The organism is Flagellimonas taeanensis (genome assembly GCF_003584105.1).
GTDB lineage: Bacteria > Bacteroidota > Bacteroidia > Flavobacteriales > Flavobacteriaceae > Flagellimonas > Flagellimonas taeanensis.
The window spans coordinates 158,135-174,761 of the sequence record NZ_QXFO01000011.1; the positions used below are offsets into that span (position 1 = coordinate 158,135).

A 16,627-nucleotide genomic window follows, 5' to 3' on the forward strand; every position below is an offset into this window, starting at 1 on the left:
CAGAAACAGCCACTTAAACCATTAAATTTGTATCAAAATGATGGTATGAAGGTGTTGATAACAGGTGCTACGGGATTAGTGGGGCAGGCCATTGTGAAGGTGCTGCATTCAAAAGGTATCCCAGTAAATTACTTGACCACGAGCAAGGACAAAATCTCTTCCTCTGAAGATTTTCGGGGTTTTTATTGGAATCCCTCCAAAGGGGAAATAGATCTTGCATGTTTTGAGCAGGTCCAGGCCATTATCAATCTGGCAGGGACAAACATTGCCAAGCGATGGACCCCTTTGCACAAGAAAAAAGTATTTTCCAGTAGGATAGACAGTCTAAGGACCCTAAAAAAGGGTATGGAAAAAGCAGGGGCATCGGAGGTGGAATGCCTTGTGTCCGCTTCGGCCATTGGTATCTACCCAGATTCTCCTTCCAAGTTCTATGATGAACACGAAACAGAGGTAGCCGATGGTTTTTTGGGCCAGGTCGTCCAGAAATGGGAAGCCGAGGCGGATACCTTCAAAAAGCTGGGAATTGTTGTATCAAAAGTGAGGATAGGAGTCGTACTTTCTACCGAAGGAGGGGCATTGCCCAAAATGACTATCCCTGTCAAAAACTTCGTGGGCGCACCGCTGGGCAGTGGCGAGCAATGGCAATCATGGATCCATATCGAGGATTTGGCACAACTGTTTGTCTTCATTGTGGAGAACAACCTGAAAGGAACGTACAATGCCGTTGCGCCAAACCCTGTCACCAATACCAAGATGACCAAGGAACTGGCAAGGGTCTTGGATATGCCGTTATGGCTTCCCCATGTGCCAAAATTTGTGCTTAAGGCGATTTTGGGTAACATGTCGCAGCTTCTTTTGAACAGTCAACGTGTAAGCAGTAAAAAAATAGAGAAGGCGGGTTTTGTCTTCCATTATTGCAATATCTGTACGGCTCTGGAAAACCTTTACTCCACTGAAAAGGGAGTTGATGTCCCATCCATGAAGACTGTGGAAAAGGAAGTGGTCTAGGATAGTGGTCCATTGGAAAGTAAAACGAATCCGCAAAGGCGGATTTTTTTATGTTTTGTAGTGACATTTTGACATTTTTGGACAAATGGCAGTACTTTTGCCGTTTCAGGAAAAGGAAATAAAACAAACACATATGAGCAATAAGAGCAAGGTTGAGGAAATGGAGGAAGGGCCAAATAACGGTCAAACTTCCGAAAGTACTGAACTGAACGGTGAAAATGTAGGTGTGGAACAAGGGGATACATTGAAAGAAGAGGTTTCCGTGGAGGACCAATTGCGGGAAGAATTGGCAAAGGAGAAGGACAAGTTCCTAAGACTTTTTGCCGAATTTGAGAATTTTAAGAAGAGGACCTCCAAGGAACGCATAGACCTGTTCAAGACGGCCGGACAAGAAGTCATGGTGTCCCTGTTGCCCGTTTTGGACGATTTTGACCGTGCCCTGAAGGAACTTTCCAAATCCGAGGACAAGGAAATGTTCAAGGGAGTGGAACTCATCAACAATAAATTCAACGAAACCTTGAAAAACAAGGGATTGGAGCAAATAGAGGTCAAACAAGGCGATGCCTTTGATGCCGAAGTGCACGATGCCATCACCCAAATCCCGGCACCTGATAAAAAATTGAAAGGGAAGATCCTGGACGTGGTGGAAAAAGGGTTCAAACTGGGCGACCGTATCATCAGGCACCCAAAAGTAGTGGTTGGTAACTAGAGCTATATGAAGGAAGATTTTTACGAAATACTGGGAGTCTCCAAGGGAGCGACCGCTGCGGAAATCAAGAAGGCCTATCGCAAAAAGGCAATCGAGTTCCACCCGGACAAAAACCCAGGGGATGCCAAGGCCGAGGAAATGTTCAAGAAGGCGGCCGAGGCCTACGAAGTGCTGAGCGACCCTGACAAGCGTGCCAGATACGACCAGTATGGCCATGCCGCATTCGACGGAAGCTCCGGTTTTGGTGGCGGAGGCATGAACATGGAGGATATTTTCAGCCAGTTTGGCGATATTTTTGGCAGTGCATTTGGAGGAGGGTTCAGCGGTTTTGGAGGTTTCGGTGGCGGTGGCCAGCGACGGATGAAGGGGAGTAACCTTCGCATTCGCGTAAAACTGACCTTGGAAGAAGTGGCCAATGGCGTTGAGAAGAAAATCAAGGTAAGGAGAAAGGTGCAGGCCGATGGTGTGACCTACAAGACCTGTCCCACCTGTAACGGAACCGGACAGATCACCAAGATCACCAATACCATTCTGGGAAGAATGCAGACGGCCACCACGTGTAGCACCTGTGGAGGTTCAGGGCAGGCCATTGATAAAAGACCCGCTGGGGCAGATGTCCAAGGACTTAAGGTAGAGGAAGAGACTGTTTCCATCAAAATACCACCAGGTGTGGAAGATGGTATGCAGTTGAAAGTGTCCGGCAAGGGCAATGATGCACCCGGGAACGGAATTGCAGGAGATTTGCTGGTGGCCATCGAGACTGTTGAACACGATACCCTTAAAAGAGAGGGTGACAACCTGCACTATGACCTCTACATCAGCATCCCAGAGGCCGTATTGGGAAGCTCCAAGGAAATTGACTCTGTGGGAGGAAAGGTCCGCATCAAACTGGAACCGGGCATACAGTCCGGAAAGATATTGAGACTGAGGGGGAAAGGAATCTCCAGTATCAACGGATATGGAAGCGGTGACCTGTTGGTGCACGTGAACGTCTGGACACCCAAGGAGCTGAACAAGGAACAAAAAGAGTTTTTTGAACGGATGCAGAACGATGAGAATTTTGCACCAAAACCCGAAAAAAGCGATAAATCTTTCTTTGAAAAGGTAAAAGATATGTTCTCTTGAGAAGAAAAATATTGCTGTTTAAATAAAAAACGTATATTTGAAACTGATGTTGGGTGACCAATATCTAATTTTCTTTTTCATAGCAATTTTTTTCCCATCCTTGAATTCATTTGAGGGTGGGTTTTGTTTTTAAAGGGTATGCTGTTATTGGGCAAATACATATCTTTGAAAAAATAGTTTACATGGATCACATCCTTGTTGCCAAAAACGTTTCCAAATCCTATGGAAATCACAAAGCGTTGAGCAACATTTCACTCGAAATTCCAGAGAACTGCATCTATGGACTTTTAGGGCCAAATGGGGCAGGAAAAACCTCTTTCATACGCATCATCAACCAGATTACCCACCAGGATGCCGGTGAGATTTTCTTCAATGGAACTCCCTTGTCGCCCGATCACATAGCCCTTATCGGTTATTTGCCCGAGGAACGAGGGCTGTACAAGAGCATGAAAGTGGGCGAGCAGGCCCTGTACCTGGCACAGCTCAAGGGACTGTCCAAGAATGAGGCCAAGAAACGGCTCAAGTATTGGTTTGACCGCTTGGACATAGGCGATTGGTGGAACAAAAAGATACAGGAACTTTCCAAGGGAATGGCCCAGAAAGTACAGTTCATCGTGACCGTGCTGCACGAACCCAAGCTCCTTATTTTTGATGAGCCCTTCAGTGGTTTTGACCCCATCAATGCCAATATCATCAAAGATGAGATCATCGAACTCAAGAAAAAAGGGGCATCCATTATCTTTTCCACACACCGCATGGAATCTGTGGAGGAGCTCTGTGAGTACATTGCCCTGATCCATAAGTCGGAAAAGATCTTGGATGGCAAACTTTCCGACATCAAAAAAGCCTATAAGAACAACGTCTTCAACGTTGGGTTGCAGATACAGCAGGACGGTGAGGCATTGATACGGACATTGGGCGAAAAGTTCAATATTGTCTCGTCCAATATCGACCCCCTTGAAAAACAATTGGATTTCAAGGTGCAATTGCCTTCTGCACATACCTCGGAAATATTGGCGGAACTTTCAAAGGTGGCGAACGTGAACCGGTTTGAAGAGACCATTCCATCGGCCAACGACATATTTATCCAAACCGTAAACAGCAAGGACAATGGGAAGTAAGCTGGGGCTGATCATCAAACGGGAGTACTTGGCTAAGGTGAGGAACCGCTCCTTTATTGTAATGACCATTCTGAGTCCCCTACTGATTGTGGGAATGATCGTACTGATCGCCTATCTGGCCAAAATCAATGATGATGAGGTAAGGGTGGTCTCTGTTCTGAACGAGAGCAGCTATTTTGAAGATGGGTTCACCTCGTCCAGGAACATTTCCTATGTGTATCTGGACCAAATTTCTGTGGAGGCCGCAAAGGATTCCACGGCTTCCATGGGCTACTATGGACTGCTCCATATTCCCAGTGGGGGCAGCATCGAGAATGTGGCCCGCCAAGCTCATCTTTATACCAAAGACAACCCGAACACCACTGTGACCCAGCAATTGGAAGGAATTTTCCAGAAGCAGTTGCGACAGGACCGTTTGGAGAAATTGGGGGTTTCATCGGAACAGTTTTCCGAAGTGGAAAAACCCTTCGGGCTGAACCTCTCCACTTTTGAAGGGGAAAAGAGTCTAAAGGGCATCAATGAGATCAAGGCGTTCATTGGGGGAGGTTTTGGCTATGCCATCATGATGTTCATTATCATATACGGAGGGTTTGTGATGCGGAGTGTGATAGAGGAAAAAACGAGCAGGATCATAGAAGTGATCATATCTTCCGTGAAACCGTTCCAATTGATGTTGGGCAAGATCATAGGGACCTCATTGGCAGGGATTACCCAATTTACCATTTGGATCATTTCGGCCTCCATCCTGCTGATGCTTGCTGTTCTCTTGTTGGGATTGGACCTCGGGGCCATGATGGGTGATGCCCCGTTGCCATCGGAGACCATGGGAGGAATGTCCCAATTTACCGCCATGGACAGCGAAATGATGATGTATGCCAAGGAAGTATTCGACATTCCGTGGGGATTGCTGATCATTTCCTTTTTTATTTATTTTGTATTGGGCTACCTGATCTACAGCTCCATTTATGCCGCTATTGGAGCTGCGGTGGACAATGAGACGGATACGCAGCAGTTCATATTTCCGATCATAATGCCCTTGATGTTGGGAATTTATGTGGGCTTCTTTTCGGTGTTCAGTAACCCGAACGGCCCCATTGCAGTGGCTTTTTCCCTGTTTCCGCTCACATCGCCCATTGTGATGCTTATGCGCCTACCGGGAGGGATTGGGCAAGGTGGCGTACCTTTGTGGCAACTGCTGTTGTCCATTTCCCTGTTGATCGTTACCTTTTTGGGTATTGTGTCGCTGGCGGCCAAGATTTATCGGGTCGGTATTTTGATGTATGGCAAAAAGCCCACATACAAAGAATTGATGAAGTGGTTGAGATATTAATGTAACATGCAGGACGGAGCAGAAGAAATAAAGGAGATCCTCGAGGAGGATATTTGGGGATCCATCAAGGAGTTCCTCAACCTTGGCATCCATCTAGGGCAGGGCGAAAAATCCATCAACTTGACGATAGGGCTGCTGTTACTTTTGACGTTGGCCATCATAGCGGCCAAATTCATCATGAAATGGCTCCGGCACTTGATTACCCGTAAAATGGAGCAGGAGGACAAACAAAAGTTCACCAGCATCTTCAAGTTCATCAACTATGTGGTCTATCTGATAGCAGTGTTCGTTACCCTCGGGGTGGCCGGGGTGGACATAACCTTGGTGATCACGGCATCCGCGGCACTCTTTGTTGGGTTGGGACTCGCATTGCAGGAACTGTTCAAGGATATTCTCGGGGGCATTTTCATCATCATAGACAAATCGTTGCAAGTGGGGGACATCGTTGAGGTGGATGGAAAGGTAGGGAAGGTGTTCGAGATCAAACTGCGCACCACAAGGGCCATCACACGCGACGATAAAGTCCTCATTTTGCCCAACCATAAGTTCATCAGTGACATTGTCTACAACTACACGCAGAACCACAGGACCACTCGGGAAAAGGTGAGTGTGGGTGTGGCATACGGAAGTGACGTGCAGTTGGTGACCAAGATTCTGGAACAGGTGGCAACAGAACAGAAACAGATCCTGAAGAACCCAAAGCCATTTGTCCTGTTTGACGACTTTGGGGATTCCGCATTGCTGTTTTCCGTCCATTTTTTTACCAACGATAGTTTCAGGGACCCAAGGATAAAAAGTGAAATGCGCTATAAGATCAATGCCAGGTTTAAAGAGAACAACATTGGCATTCCATTCCCGCAGAGGGATGTACATATCATCCAGCAAAAAACATAAAAGACATAAAAAATAGACAACATCAAATTGCTATGGGAGTGCTGTTAGTCTCCTTTGCAATCCTTTTTGGACAGCAGGTCCGGGCACAGAATACCGATATCTTTAGGCTGGAATACCTCAATATTCCTGTAAATGATACAGGGGTAAAGACACAGCGTTATAAAGCATTGATCAATTTTCCCATCAAATTGAACGAGAACAAGGATTATTTGGTTGTTGGGGGCGAATACAACCGTTTTGACATGGGCTATTCGGCCGACCTTCCCTTCGACAAAAAAGAAATGATCAGGTTCCATGTCATTGACTTTAACCTTGGGCTGGTCAAAAAATGGAACGAGAATTGGAGCGTGGTCGCCATCTTGACCCCAAGACTGGCATCCAATTTATTGGATGGCGTGGTCAGGGATGACTTTTTTATGAATGCCTCTGCCGCATTTTGGAAAGAAAAACCCAAGGCCGATAAACCCTATAGACTAGTGTTGGGACTTACCTATAACAGTACGACGGGAATACCCGTTCCACTGCCCTTGATCCATTATTACAAAAGGTTCCATCCAGATTGGTCCTATGTGATCGGTGTTCCAAAATCCAATGTAAAATACCATATCAATGAAAAGCACAGTTTGGAATTGGCATTGTTCTTGGATGGTTATTTTATGAACCTACAGAACAATATCGTTTTGGACAATGGGTTGGTGGCGTCAAGGATTTCTTTCAACTCTTTGGTGGGAACCATTGGCTATCAATATAATGTCACGGAGAACATTTCTTTTTTTGCCTTGGCAGGGAGTACCTTGTTTCAAGAAGGGAAGTTGAGAAATAGGGAACGTGGTGAGGTATTTGTGTTCAATAACGATTCAAATCTTTATATTCGAACAGGGTTCAAGATTGGAATTTTTTAAATAGGAAAAGTATGTCAAGGATTTTGGTGATAGAAGACGAGTCTGCAATCAGAAGAGTGTTGGTCAAGATATTGTCCGAAGAGAACGATGACTATGATGTCCAGGAAGCCGAAGATGGGCTTTCCGGGATAGAGGCCATCAAAAAGGATGACTTTGACTTGGTTCTATGCGACATAAAAATGCCAAAAATGGACGGGGTGGAAGTCTTGGAGGCTGCCAAAAAAATAAAGCCCGAAGTTCCTTTCATCATGATTTCGGGGCATGGTGACCTTGATACAGCGGTCAATACCATGCGGATGGGTGCCTTTGACTATATTTCCAAACCCCCAGATCTGAACCGTTTGCTCACCACAGTACGCAATGCCTTGGATCGAAAGGAACTGGTCGTGGAGAACAAGACCCTCAAAAAAAAGATTTCCAAAAATTATGAAATGGTGGGGGAAAGTGAACAGATCGGTGTCATTAAGGACATGATAGAAAAAGTGGCCCCCACCGATGCCAGGGTATTGATCACGGGATCCAATGGAACGGGCAAAGAACTGGTGGCACATTGGTTGCACCAAAAAAGCCAACGCTCCTCCGAACCGTTCATTGAGGTGAATTGCGCCGCCATACCATCGGAATTGATCGAGAGCGAGCTGTTCGGCCATGTAAAAGGGGCGTTTACCTCTGCAGTCAAGGACAGGGCCGGCAAGTTTGAAACAGCTAACAAGGGTACCATTTTCTTGGATGAGATAGGCGACATGAGCCTTTCCGCACAGGCCAAAGTACTACGCGCCTTACAAGAGAACAAAATATCCAGGGTGGGTTCGGACAAGGACATCAAGGTAGATGTGCGTGTACTTGCGGCCACCAACAAAGACCTGAAAAAGGAAATAGAGCAAGGCAAGTTCAGGGAAGATCTCTACCACCGATTGGCGGTGATATTGATCAAAGTGCCGTCCTTGAACGACAGGCGGGACGATATTCCACTGTTGATCACCTATTTTTCGGAGAAAATAGCTTCTGAACAAGGAACGGCCCAAAAGAATTTTTCCCAAAAGGCCATAGAACTTCTTAAAAGTTATGATTGGACTGGAAATATCCGTGAGCTTCGCAATGTGGTGGAGCGGTTGATCATTTTGGGCGGAAAGGAAGTGTCCGAAGAAGACGTGAAACTGTTTGCCAGTAAGTAAATACCTCCTCCTTTTTAATTACACGCCCCTATTTTCTGAAGAGCCGCCTGGGATAACGTTTTCACCCGTTGATGGTACTGTTTCTTATATTGGGACAGTTTTGTGTTGAGCAAGATCAATCGGGATTCCTCATAGATGTTCGTGACATACCTCTTCGCTTCGTCACAATCCACATTGGCCACCACCTTATCCAGCGACGTTTCAAACTCCAGAAGACACTCGTGTACCTGCTCCTTTATGGTGCCGCTATGGGGAGGGGACAACCAATTTGGCCCATCAAGGATTTCTTTGGTGTTCATGGTCAAAAAATCGTTACCATATAGACTGGAAGATTCACGTTCATAGGTCTTTAGGACCTTGATGCCTATTAGGGTGTTCTCCAAAGCTCTGTGTAAAGCCTTTTTGGAATCCTCCAAAAATTCGGATCTCGTTGCGGTCTTCAGTAAGGATAGGGCTTTTTCCAGGCTTTCAATAGTGCCCTCACAACCACAGTCCACAAAGTTTCCTTTGGTTTTTTCTATGCCGTTCAAAGCTTTATAGGCATGGTACTTGGCCATTTTTAGGTCATTTGCCGTGACGGCTGCCTGTATTTTACTCTTGATGTATTCCAGATTGGAATTGGCATATGCACAAGCATTTGGGAGAGTGAAGGAAGACATTAGCCACAGGGCAATAAGACCCAAAGCAAAGGTAATCAACAAGATAGTCTTTTTGGTTTTCATAACGCGATAGATTTGGGACGCTGCGCTTTTGATGGTCACTAAGTTAAGATAAGGGCGTTTTGGCGAAGAATAAGATCGATAAAAAGAAACCAAAAACTACCAATGGCAAAAACCATCGGTGAAAGACGCTTTTTGGAAGATTGAGGGAGTGTGGAAAAAAGACTATATTCATTCCTATGGAAGAAATCAGAACAGCGAAATATCTTGTCAGGGGTGATATACAACTTGACAAAGCGGACACCTATGAAGATCTTGGGGCGTCTGAAAAGAAGCTCAAAAAGGAATTGGAGGATATCCGAAAAGATCTGGGCGAGTTTCAGGACACGTTATATGCACACGGTAAATATGGAGTGCTGGTCTGCCTGCAGGGCATGGACACAGCCGGCAAGGACAGCTTGATCAGGGAAGTCTTCAAGGATTTCAATGTGAGGGGGGTGGTGGTCCACAGTTTTAAAGTACCCACTTCCCTTGAATTGAAACATGATTATCTCTGGAGGCACTATATCGCCCTTCCCGAGCGGGGAAAATTTGCCGTATTCAACCGGACCCATTATGAGAACGTATTGGTCACCAAGGTACATCCGGAATACATTTTGGGCGAACATTTACCCGGCATAGAATCCGTTGATCACATTGATGGGGCCTTCTGGGAAAAAAGATATCAGGAAATCAATGCCTTTGAAGAGCACGTGGCCAAAAACGGGACCATTATTTTCAAGTTCTTCCTGCATCTTTCCAAGGAAGAACAGCGCCAGCGATTGTTGCGAAGAATTGAATCGAAACAAAAGAACTGGAAATTTTCCCCGGGTGACCTAAAGGAGCGCAAGCTCTGGGACGCCTACCAAAAATGCTATGAGGAAGCACTTTCCAAAACTTCCAAGGACCATGCACCGTGGTTCGTCATCCCTGCGGACAATAAAGAAGCGGCACGGGTCATTGTGGCATCCATCATGCTGGAAGCGTTAAAAAAGTACAAAGATATAGAGGAACCCGAGCTCGACGACGAAATAAAGGCTAATTTAGAAACCTTTAAGCAAGAACTGGAAAAAGAAACCTAATGAGAACAGTCCTACTTTTGGCCCTTTTATTGGCGAGCACCCCCTTTTTTTCACAGACAGAAGACGAAAAACAGATCAAGGCCATTTATGATAAAGCACTGACCGACGGAAAGGCCTATGACTGGCTCGACCATTTGTCCAATCAGATAGGAGGGAGGCTCTCTGGGTCGGTGCAAGCACAACAGGCTGTGGAATATACGAAGGAACAACTGGACTTGCTCGGTTTGGACCGTGTATGGCTCCAGCCTGTAATGGTACCCAAATGGATGAGGGGGACCCCGGAATTTGCCTATTTTGAGACCAAACCAGGACTGACCACCAATGTGCCGATATGTGCCTTGGGCGGATCCGTGGCCACACCCGATGGCGGTTTGAAAGCGGGCGTCGTTGAGGTAAATGGCATAGAGGATCTGGAGAAACTGGGCAGGGAAAAAATAGAGGGCAAGATCGTTTTTTATAACCGTCCGATGGACCCTACATTGATCAATACGTTCGCATCCTATTCCGGTTGTGTGGACCAGCGCTATTCCGGAGCTGCCGAAGCCGCAAAATTCGGAGCTTTGGGCGTGATCGTCAGGTCCATGAACCTTCGGTTGGACGATTACCCCCACACGGGTTCCATGGGGTATGGTGACATGCCCGTCAACAAAAGGATACCCGCTGCGGCCATCAGTACCAAAGGGGCCGAACTGTTGAGCGCCACCCTCAAACTTAACCCCAACATCAAATTTTATTTCAGACAGAATTGCAAGCAATATGAAGATGTACAGTCCTATAATGTAATCGGTGAGATCAAGGGAAGTACCTATCCCAATGAGATTATGGTCGTGGGAGGCCATTTGGATTCCTGGGACCTAGGGGATGGCTCGCATGATGATGGGGCCGGTTGCGTGCAGAGCATGGATGTGCTCAGGTTATTGAAGGAAACAGGCTATAGACCTCAAAGGACTTTGAGGGTAGTATTGTTCATGAATGAGGAAAATGGGTTACGTGGCGGCAACAAATATGCGGAAGTAGCCCAGGACAAAGGAGAAAACCATGTATTTGCCTTGGAAAGCGACGCAGGAGGTTTCACCCCCAGGGGTTTCACCATCGATGCATCCGAAGAAAACCTGGAACAGATCCAAGGATGGAAAGGACTCTTCGAGCCCTATCTGATCCATATGTTCGACAAAGGTGGAGGTGGAGCCGATATTGGTCCCTTAAAAGATGGCAATATGGTCTTGGTGGGCCTTAGGCCGGATACGCAGCGCTATTTTGACCATCACCATGCCGAGAACGATACTTTTGAGCACGTGAACAAACGTGAACTGGAGCTAGGAGCAGCCACCATGGCCAGTTTGGTCTATCTCATTGATAAGTATGGTACCATTCCCTCAAAGAAAGTGAAGGGATAAACATAGGGTCATTCCCGCTGCAAGATCTTCTCTATTCTTTTGTCGGGAATAAGCCACATCAGGGCCACCAACACATACATGAGCCCGGATGCCCAAGGACTTACCCAAGCTAGCCCTATTCCAATAATGTAGAGCACAGGGGACATTTTCCCCTTGATGTCTTTCCCCACGGCATGTTTCAAAATGGAATCATGGCCTTGTGATCGTATGATGATCTTTTGGAGTATGAAATAGGAAATGGCCGCCATCAGCAAGATCAGTCCGTACAGCGCCATCGGTTCTTTTGCAAAATGGTTTTCTCCCATCCAACCGGTCACAAAGGGGATCAAGGAAAGCCAAAAGAGCAGGTGAAGGTTGGCCCAGAGCATTTTTCCAGAAATCTTTTTTACCGTATGCATCATGTGGTGGTGGTTGTTCCAATAGATGCCCAGATAAATGAAGCTGAGCACATAGCTCAAAAAAACGGGCAACAAGGGGACCAGTGCCTCAAAACCTTCCCCTTCATGGGGGACTTTGATTTCCAATACCATGATGGTAATGACGATGGCCAGTACACCATCGCTGAACGCTTCCATTCTTCCTTTGGTCATAATAATAGTTTTTGGTTCGTATTTATAGTTTGATATAGGTCAATTTATGGCCTGTACGCTTCTTCTTGCCTCTTTTCTCATTCGCTTTGGCCCATACCACAACCAAAATCCTGTGACGGTGAAAAGCAACAACGAGATGCCCATCATACTGGTATAGACTAGTTTGATGATTCCATCGGTTCCGAGATAGCGGTCGATGATGGAGCCGTCGTGCACTTTCTCCAAAAAATCCGATCGTCTTTGTCCAATGGAAAGCACTTTTCCAGTGGCACCATCCAACTGTATTTCTTCATAGTGGTCCACAAAAACAAATTTGACGGAACCTTTTTCCTTTCGAATGTCGATTCGGTCCAGTTCCGATGATAGATCGGGGGATACGTTGTTGTGCAGCACGCCGATGGCGATGGTATGGAGACTGTCCACAGGAAGCCAATCCTTTAGGTTGGAAGAAGTGCCTTGTTGCGTTTTGGGGAGCAATTTTCCGTTTGAATTTTTCTTCCAGCCCAAGATCAGGCCCGATACGGAAATGAAAAAGAAAAAAACAAACAACAGTGCGCCGGTGGTTCTGTGTACCTTTCTGAAGACCCGCAATGTCTTAGCCTGTACTTTTCTTTTGTCCATCCGTTATATGGGGTTTTGCGAACAACCCGCTAAAGATCGACAAAATTTGTGAAAGGTTAAAGCTGCGGAACAATCATTGAAAAAGGGTGATAATGTCAAAGTGGTTTAAGCACTTCGAAGGATCTTTTCCATTTTGCGGCCCTTGGCCAATTCGTCCACCAATTTGTCCAAATACCTCACTTGTTGGGTCAGCGGATTTTCGATTTCCTCTATCCGATAGCCGCAGATGGTTCCTGTGATGAGGTGGGCATTCGGGTTCAGTGTTGCTTCTTGAAAGAATGTTTCAAAAGTAACCTTCCTATTGATAAGATCTTGGAGCTTATTGTCATCAAAACCGGTCAACCATTCGATCACCTGGTGCAGTTCCTCCCTTGTTCGGTCCTTTTTCTCCACTTTGGTGACATAGTGCGGATAGACCGAGGAAAATGTCATTTTCGCAATGCGTTGGTCATGTTCGGGGGTTGTCTTCATCTTCTCAATATGATATTTGGTCCGTTATTTCAATCTTTCCAAGCGGCCTTTTCTTTTCACGATGTTCTTGTAGTCCCACTGTATCTCTTTTGATTTTTCCAGCCAACGGGCAATATCTTCTGCATAGATCTCTTCGACGGAGGTATAGAAAATGGAAGCATCCTTGAATTTTCCCCCTCTGATGTCGAGTTTTTCTTCTTCAAAACTGGCACCGCTCCAGAACATCAGGCGTAGTCCCTTTTTTTGTTTGCTATAGCCCACTATGGGGTTTTCGTCCAAGAACCAGACGGGGTGTCCGTGCCATATTTTGCTTTCGGAATCTGGCAATCCGTTATAGATCGTGATGGCAAGGACATTGCAGATTTCCCTGTCCACAGTTTCTTGCCCATCATTGTATGCTTGGATTTCCGGATTTGTCATAGGTGCAAAAGTTATCGGTTCAATGGGACACTACCTTCAGGCCCACTATTGACGCAATCAAGGTAGTCAAAAAAAAGAGTCTCAAAAAGGTGGTCGGTTCCTTGAACACCAAAATCCCAACAAGCACTGTTCCCACGGCCCCGATTCCTGTCCATACGGCATATGCTGTGCCAATGGGAAGGGTTTGGGTCGCTTTGATCAGCAGTGCCATGCTGAGGCAGAGGGTCACCAGAAACCCCGCATACCATGCATACATTTCATGCCCTGTGGTTTCTTTTGCTTTGCCCAAACAAAAAGCAAAGGCAACTTCAAACAATCCTGCAATGGTCAATAGTATCCAGTTCATTTATAGGTTTTTTCCATTATTGGTACAAAGCAATTTATTCTCAAATCTTATAAAAATATAAGATATATGCCTATTGGCTGCTCCAAAATCTTTCTTCTTTGAAATGGGTGCGGGCGAACTTTCCCAACCGAGTTTTTCACGGAAAGTAATTTTGGTGATATGTTCCGTTTCTTTTATCTATTTGGCTTATTCCTGTATTCAATTTTAGTTGTTGTATACCACCTGCTTGATCTCGCTTATCTGTACCACGGGCTGGATGTTGGTATAGTTTTTAAAGTCATTGATCACGGCATCCCTGTGCTCAGAAATGGCCTTTCCGTATTCCTCAATGTTCTTGATGTAGAAGTAGCCCACGGCTGCAAAGGGGGGCTTGTCACTGGGTGTTCTGCCGGAAATGCCCTTATCGATTTCGTAGAACTTTAAGTTTTCACCCAAAAAACCGGCCACCATGGGCATATGTTTCGTTTCATAATAGTCCATGTCAAAAGTGGAACCTTCGCCATTTGGGTACAGTATGGTCACTTTGAACATTCCGTTCTGGAGGTGTGGACTTTCAAGTTGGGCCGTTTTGCAACCGATTAGGGCTATCAGGGCAAGAAAGGGCAAGAAAAATTTGATGGTGTTCGTCATTTTGAATTGATTTTAGTTATTGTATTTGTTCAGTCTCCAATTACGGGACATCTATATTGTATTCTATGCGTTCAATTTTGAGTTTCAACCATGTCCATTTGCCTTCGTCCAATTCCCAATCCGCATCCAGTTCTACAGGGATTTGTATCCCATTTCTTTCCTCTGTTCTTATGGCCGAAACCGTCCATAACCTTGGTGTTTTGTCCTTGGTATCCTTGTATCGATAGGCTGTAAATTTTTGAAATATTCCGGTCTCATCGAAATGGAAAACCCCGGAACCTTCCATGCCATTGACGTTCAGGGTTGCTTCCGCACTTTGGCCGTCCAACTGTTTCCAACGGATATGGTTGCCCAAAGCAGCGGTGGGGAACCAAACGATTTCCGCCAAATAGCGTTGTAAGGTGGCTTTATCGATTTTTTCACTGTTTTCGGCATTTGCCATGGGAATGAGCCCCAACAGCTTTATGGTCATTTCTCCATGGCCGTCCACCAATTGATCTCTGCCGACCACGGGCAAGAAATTTATTTTGGCATCGATGTCCCAATTGAATGCAGGGGGATCGACCGTAAAATATTGTTCCGCTTTTCCAGTGCTCCAATTTTCTTGGTCAGGACTTGTCCGTAGCTGTAACTCTTGGATCAAGTGTACATTAGAGATAGGCTCCTTGCCCAAGGTGCCAATGGTGGTGAGCCATTTTTGGACAACTTCCGGTAAGTGGGAAATCTCTTCTTCCGTAATGGCTTTCCGTCCAATGGTTCGGGAATTTTTGAGCAATTCCGTTCTTTCTTGGACTACCTTTTCCTTAAAACTGAATGTTGAATAGGCAATCAATGCAGAACTAAGGATGATAAGGTTTGCGATAGTGCCCCATTTGGCATCGGACCAATGGTTGAAAACCAAGACCTGTGATAGGGCCACGGCCAAAAAACCGATTGACCACCAATAAGCGGAATGGACATTCAATAAGATAACAGTCAGTACAAAAAGAAGAAATGCCAGCAACCATAACATTCCCGAGGTTTTGGAGACAGATTGGTGGATTCCCTCAAATTCCAATATCCCAAAAGCCTTAAAGAATCCCAAAAGGTGTATGGCTCCATGTAGCAGGATCAATATGGTGAAAGCTGTCCGCATTTCTTTTGATGCTTCTGTTGGACTTCATGTGGCATGAATTTAGTCAAAAAGCATTCACTTTTTTCGATTGCGGTGCATTTTCGACCAGAAAAATCCGAAGTAACTTATGGATTGTCAACCTATTCAGGCTTTAGTCTTTGGAAAACTCCAACAAGTCCCCGGGTTGGCAGTCCAAGGCTTCACAGATGGCCTCGAGGGTACTGAACCGGATGGCCTTCACCTTGCCTGTTTTGAGCTTGGAGAGGTTGGCCAGGGTGATGTCCACGGCTTCGGAGAGCTCGTTGAGTGATATTTTGCGTTTCGCCATCATTACGTCAAGGTTTACGATAATTGCCATGGTCTATACGGTTTCTTCCAGTTCCTCTTGATATTCCACTCCTTTTTCAAAAATAATGGCGATGATATAGATCACGGCGGCCATCAGGATGAATGCCTCACTATCGGGCCAAAATTGGTTCAACCTGTCCATGGCGAAACCATCATGCTCCAGTAGTTTGGTGGCACGCTGTGCAATGAAGCTCAACAGCCCGATGGAGAATGTGTAGTAACAGATCTTATAGATCTGTTTGGAAACAAAATGGTTGAACGGTTTCGATAGGTCAATTTTAGTGGCCAGCACAATCACTATATAGAACATCACGGCCTTCAATATTGCGATGGCCAAGATAAACCCATACATCCCAACAAAAGTGAGTTTGCTGCTTTGGTAGACATCGCTCATGTCCAACTTTTGATAGAGATTCTGGATAGCTTCCGGCTTGAACAGGCTGAAGACAAAGTTCACGACCAAAGCTCCGGCTTCTACGCACAAGCCAATAAAAATAATCCAAGAAATGATTTTCATCCCTTTGAACACCAAGTTTTTTGTTTTCATATGTTGAAATGGTTATTTGTTTGACGGAAACAAATATAGATAAATATTTATTGATAAACGATAAATATTAAATTTTTAATGATAAAAAGAAAGAGCAGT

20 protein-coding genes are annotated in these 16,627 nt (G+C 45.5%); 10 read left to right on the plus strand and 10 right to left on the minus strand.

From position 1 onward, the window contains the following. Window positions 1-45 precede the first annotated feature (45 nt). The 8 genes from D2V93_RS05490 to D2V93_RS05525 all read left to right on the plus strand — a co-directional run bounded on the left by D2V93_RS05490 (window position 46) and on the right by D2V93_RS05525 (window position 8,264). A complete protein-coding gene (locus D2V93_RS05490; RefSeq protein ID WP_119618723.1) occupies window positions 46-1,008 on the plus strand; it encodes a TIGR01777 family oxidoreductase in 963 nt (320 codons plus the stop codon). Between the two features lie 133 nt (window positions 1,009-1,141). After that, window positions 1,142-1,717 (plus strand): nucleotide exchange factor GrpE, encoded by a 576-nt coding sequence (locus D2V93_RS05495; protein ID WP_119618848.1) that lies wholly within the window; start codon window positions 1,142-1,144, stop codon window positions 1,715-1,717. 6 nt (window positions 1,718-1,723) lie between these two features. Beyond that, entirely contained in the window at window positions 1,724-2,842 is a 1,119-nt protein-coding gene (gene dnaJ, locus D2V93_RS05500) for a molecular chaperone DnaJ (protein ID WP_119618724.1), read from the plus strand. Between the two features lie 182 nt (window positions 2,843-3,024). Continuing rightward, on the plus strand, window positions 3,025-3,963 hold the full coding sequence (locus D2V93_RS05505) for an ABC transporter ATP-binding protein (RefSeq protein WP_119618725.1): 939 nt from the start codon (window positions 3,025-3,027) through the stop codon (window positions 3,961-3,963). Beyond that, window positions 3,953-5,293, plus strand: coding sequence for an ABC transporter permease (locus D2V93_RS05510; RefSeq protein WP_119618726.1), 1,341 nt, complete (start codon window positions 3,953-3,955; stop codon window positions 5,291-5,293). Before D2V93_RS05505 ends, D2V93_RS05510 begins: the two co-directional genes overlap by 11 nt. A gap of 6 nt (window positions 5,294-5,299) precedes the next feature. Then, window positions 5,300-6,187, plus strand: a complete 888-nt coding sequence (locus D2V93_RS05515) for a mechanosensitive ion channel family protein (RefSeq protein ID WP_072877273.1) — start codon at window positions 5,300-5,302, stop codon at window positions 6,185-6,187. A gap of 32 nt (window positions 6,188-6,219) precedes the next feature. Then, complete coding sequence (locus D2V93_RS05520; protein WP_220473620.1) at window positions 6,220-7,089, plus strand: DUF6268 family outer membrane beta-barrel protein; 870 nt, start codon at window positions 6,220-6,222, stop codon at window positions 7,087-7,089. An 11-nt stretch (window positions 7,090-7,100) separates the two neighbouring features. After that, window positions 7,101-8,264: a sigma-54-dependent transcriptional regulator gene (locus D2V93_RS05525; RefSeq protein ID WP_119618728.1), complete on the plus strand. Its 1,164-nt coding sequence runs from the start codon at window positions 7,101-7,103 to the stop codon at window positions 8,262-8,264. A gap of 14 nt (window positions 8,265-8,278) precedes the next feature. On the opposite strand, the gene D2V93_RS05530 is transcribed toward D2V93_RS05525, so the two are convergent. After that, on the minus strand, window positions 8,279-8,986 hold the full coding sequence (locus D2V93_RS05530) for a hypothetical protein (protein ID WP_143070670.1): 708 nt from the start codon (window positions 8,984-8,986) through the stop codon (window positions 8,279-8,281). A 176-nt stretch (window positions 8,987-9,162) separates the two neighbouring features. On the opposite strand from D2V93_RS05530, the gene D2V93_RS05535 reads away from it, so the two are divergent. Both D2V93_RS05535 and D2V93_RS05540 read left to right on the plus strand, forming a co-directional pair. After that, a complete protein-coding gene (locus tag D2V93_RS05535) occupies window positions 9,163-10,044 on the plus strand; it encodes a PPK2 family polyphosphate kinase (protein WP_119618849.1) in 882 nt (293 codons plus the stop codon). After that, entirely contained in the window at window positions 10,044-11,441 is a 1,398-nt protein-coding gene (locus tag D2V93_RS05540; protein ID WP_072877281.1) for a M28 family peptidase, read from the plus strand. Before D2V93_RS05535 ends, D2V93_RS05540 begins: the two co-directional genes overlap by 1 nt. A gap of 8 nt (window positions 11,442-11,449) precedes the next feature. Here the strand turns inward: D2V93_RS05540 and D2V93_RS05545 are convergent, their stop codons facing one another. From D2V93_RS05545 to D2V93_RS05585, 9 genes are all read right to left on the minus strand, one after another. Continuing rightward, window positions 11,450-12,031, minus strand: coding sequence for a TMEM175 family protein (locus D2V93_RS05545; protein WP_119618729.1), 582 nt, complete (start codon window positions 12,029-12,031; stop codon window positions 11,450-11,452). Window positions 12,032-12,070: 39 nt separating this feature from the next. Next, complete coding sequence (locus tag D2V93_RS05550; protein WP_119618730.1) at window positions 12,071-12,652, minus strand: PepSY domain-containing protein; 582 nt, start codon at window positions 12,650-12,652, stop codon at window positions 12,071-12,073. Window positions 12,653-12,757: 105 nt separating this feature from the next. Continuing rightward, window positions 12,758-13,123: a DUF2200 domain-containing protein gene (locus tag D2V93_RS05555; RefSeq protein ID WP_072877287.1), complete on the minus strand. Its 366-nt coding sequence runs from the start codon at window positions 13,121-13,123 to the stop codon at window positions 12,758-12,760. A gap of 24 nt (window positions 13,124-13,147) precedes the next feature. Beyond that, window positions 13,148-13,543, minus strand: a complete 396-nt coding sequence (locus D2V93_RS05560; RefSeq protein ID WP_119618731.1) for a DUF1801 domain-containing protein — start codon at window positions 13,541-13,543, stop codon at window positions 13,148-13,150. Between the two features lie 19 nt (window positions 13,544-13,562). Beyond that, entirely contained in the window at window positions 13,563-13,889 is a 327-nt protein-coding gene (locus D2V93_RS05565) for a DMT family transporter (RefSeq protein ID WP_072877291.1), read from the minus strand. Between the two features lie 204 nt (window positions 13,890-14,093). Next, window positions 14,094-14,519 carry an EthD family reductase gene (locus D2V93_RS05570; protein ID WP_072877293.1) on the minus strand — a complete coding sequence of 142 codons (426 nt, stop codon included), beginning with the start codon at window positions 14,517-14,519 and terminating at the stop codon, window positions 14,094-14,096. Window positions 14,520-14,559: 40 nt separating this feature from the next. Continuing rightward, window positions 14,560-15,654, minus strand: coding sequence for a DUF6544 family protein (locus D2V93_RS05575; protein WP_119618732.1), 1,095 nt, complete (start codon window positions 15,652-15,654; stop codon window positions 14,560-14,562). A gap of 130 nt (window positions 15,655-15,784) precedes the next feature. Further along, entirely contained in the window at window positions 15,785-15,991 is a 207-nt protein-coding gene (locus D2V93_RS05580; RefSeq protein WP_119618733.1) for a helix-turn-helix domain-containing protein, read from the minus strand. A 3-nt stretch (window positions 15,992-15,994) separates the two neighbouring features. Continuing rightward, a complete protein-coding gene (locus tag D2V93_RS05585; RefSeq protein ID WP_119618734.1) occupies window positions 15,995-16,528 on the minus strand; it encodes a DUF2975 domain-containing protein in 534 nt (177 codons plus the stop codon). Between the last annotated feature and the right edge of the window lie 99 nt (window positions 16,529-16,627).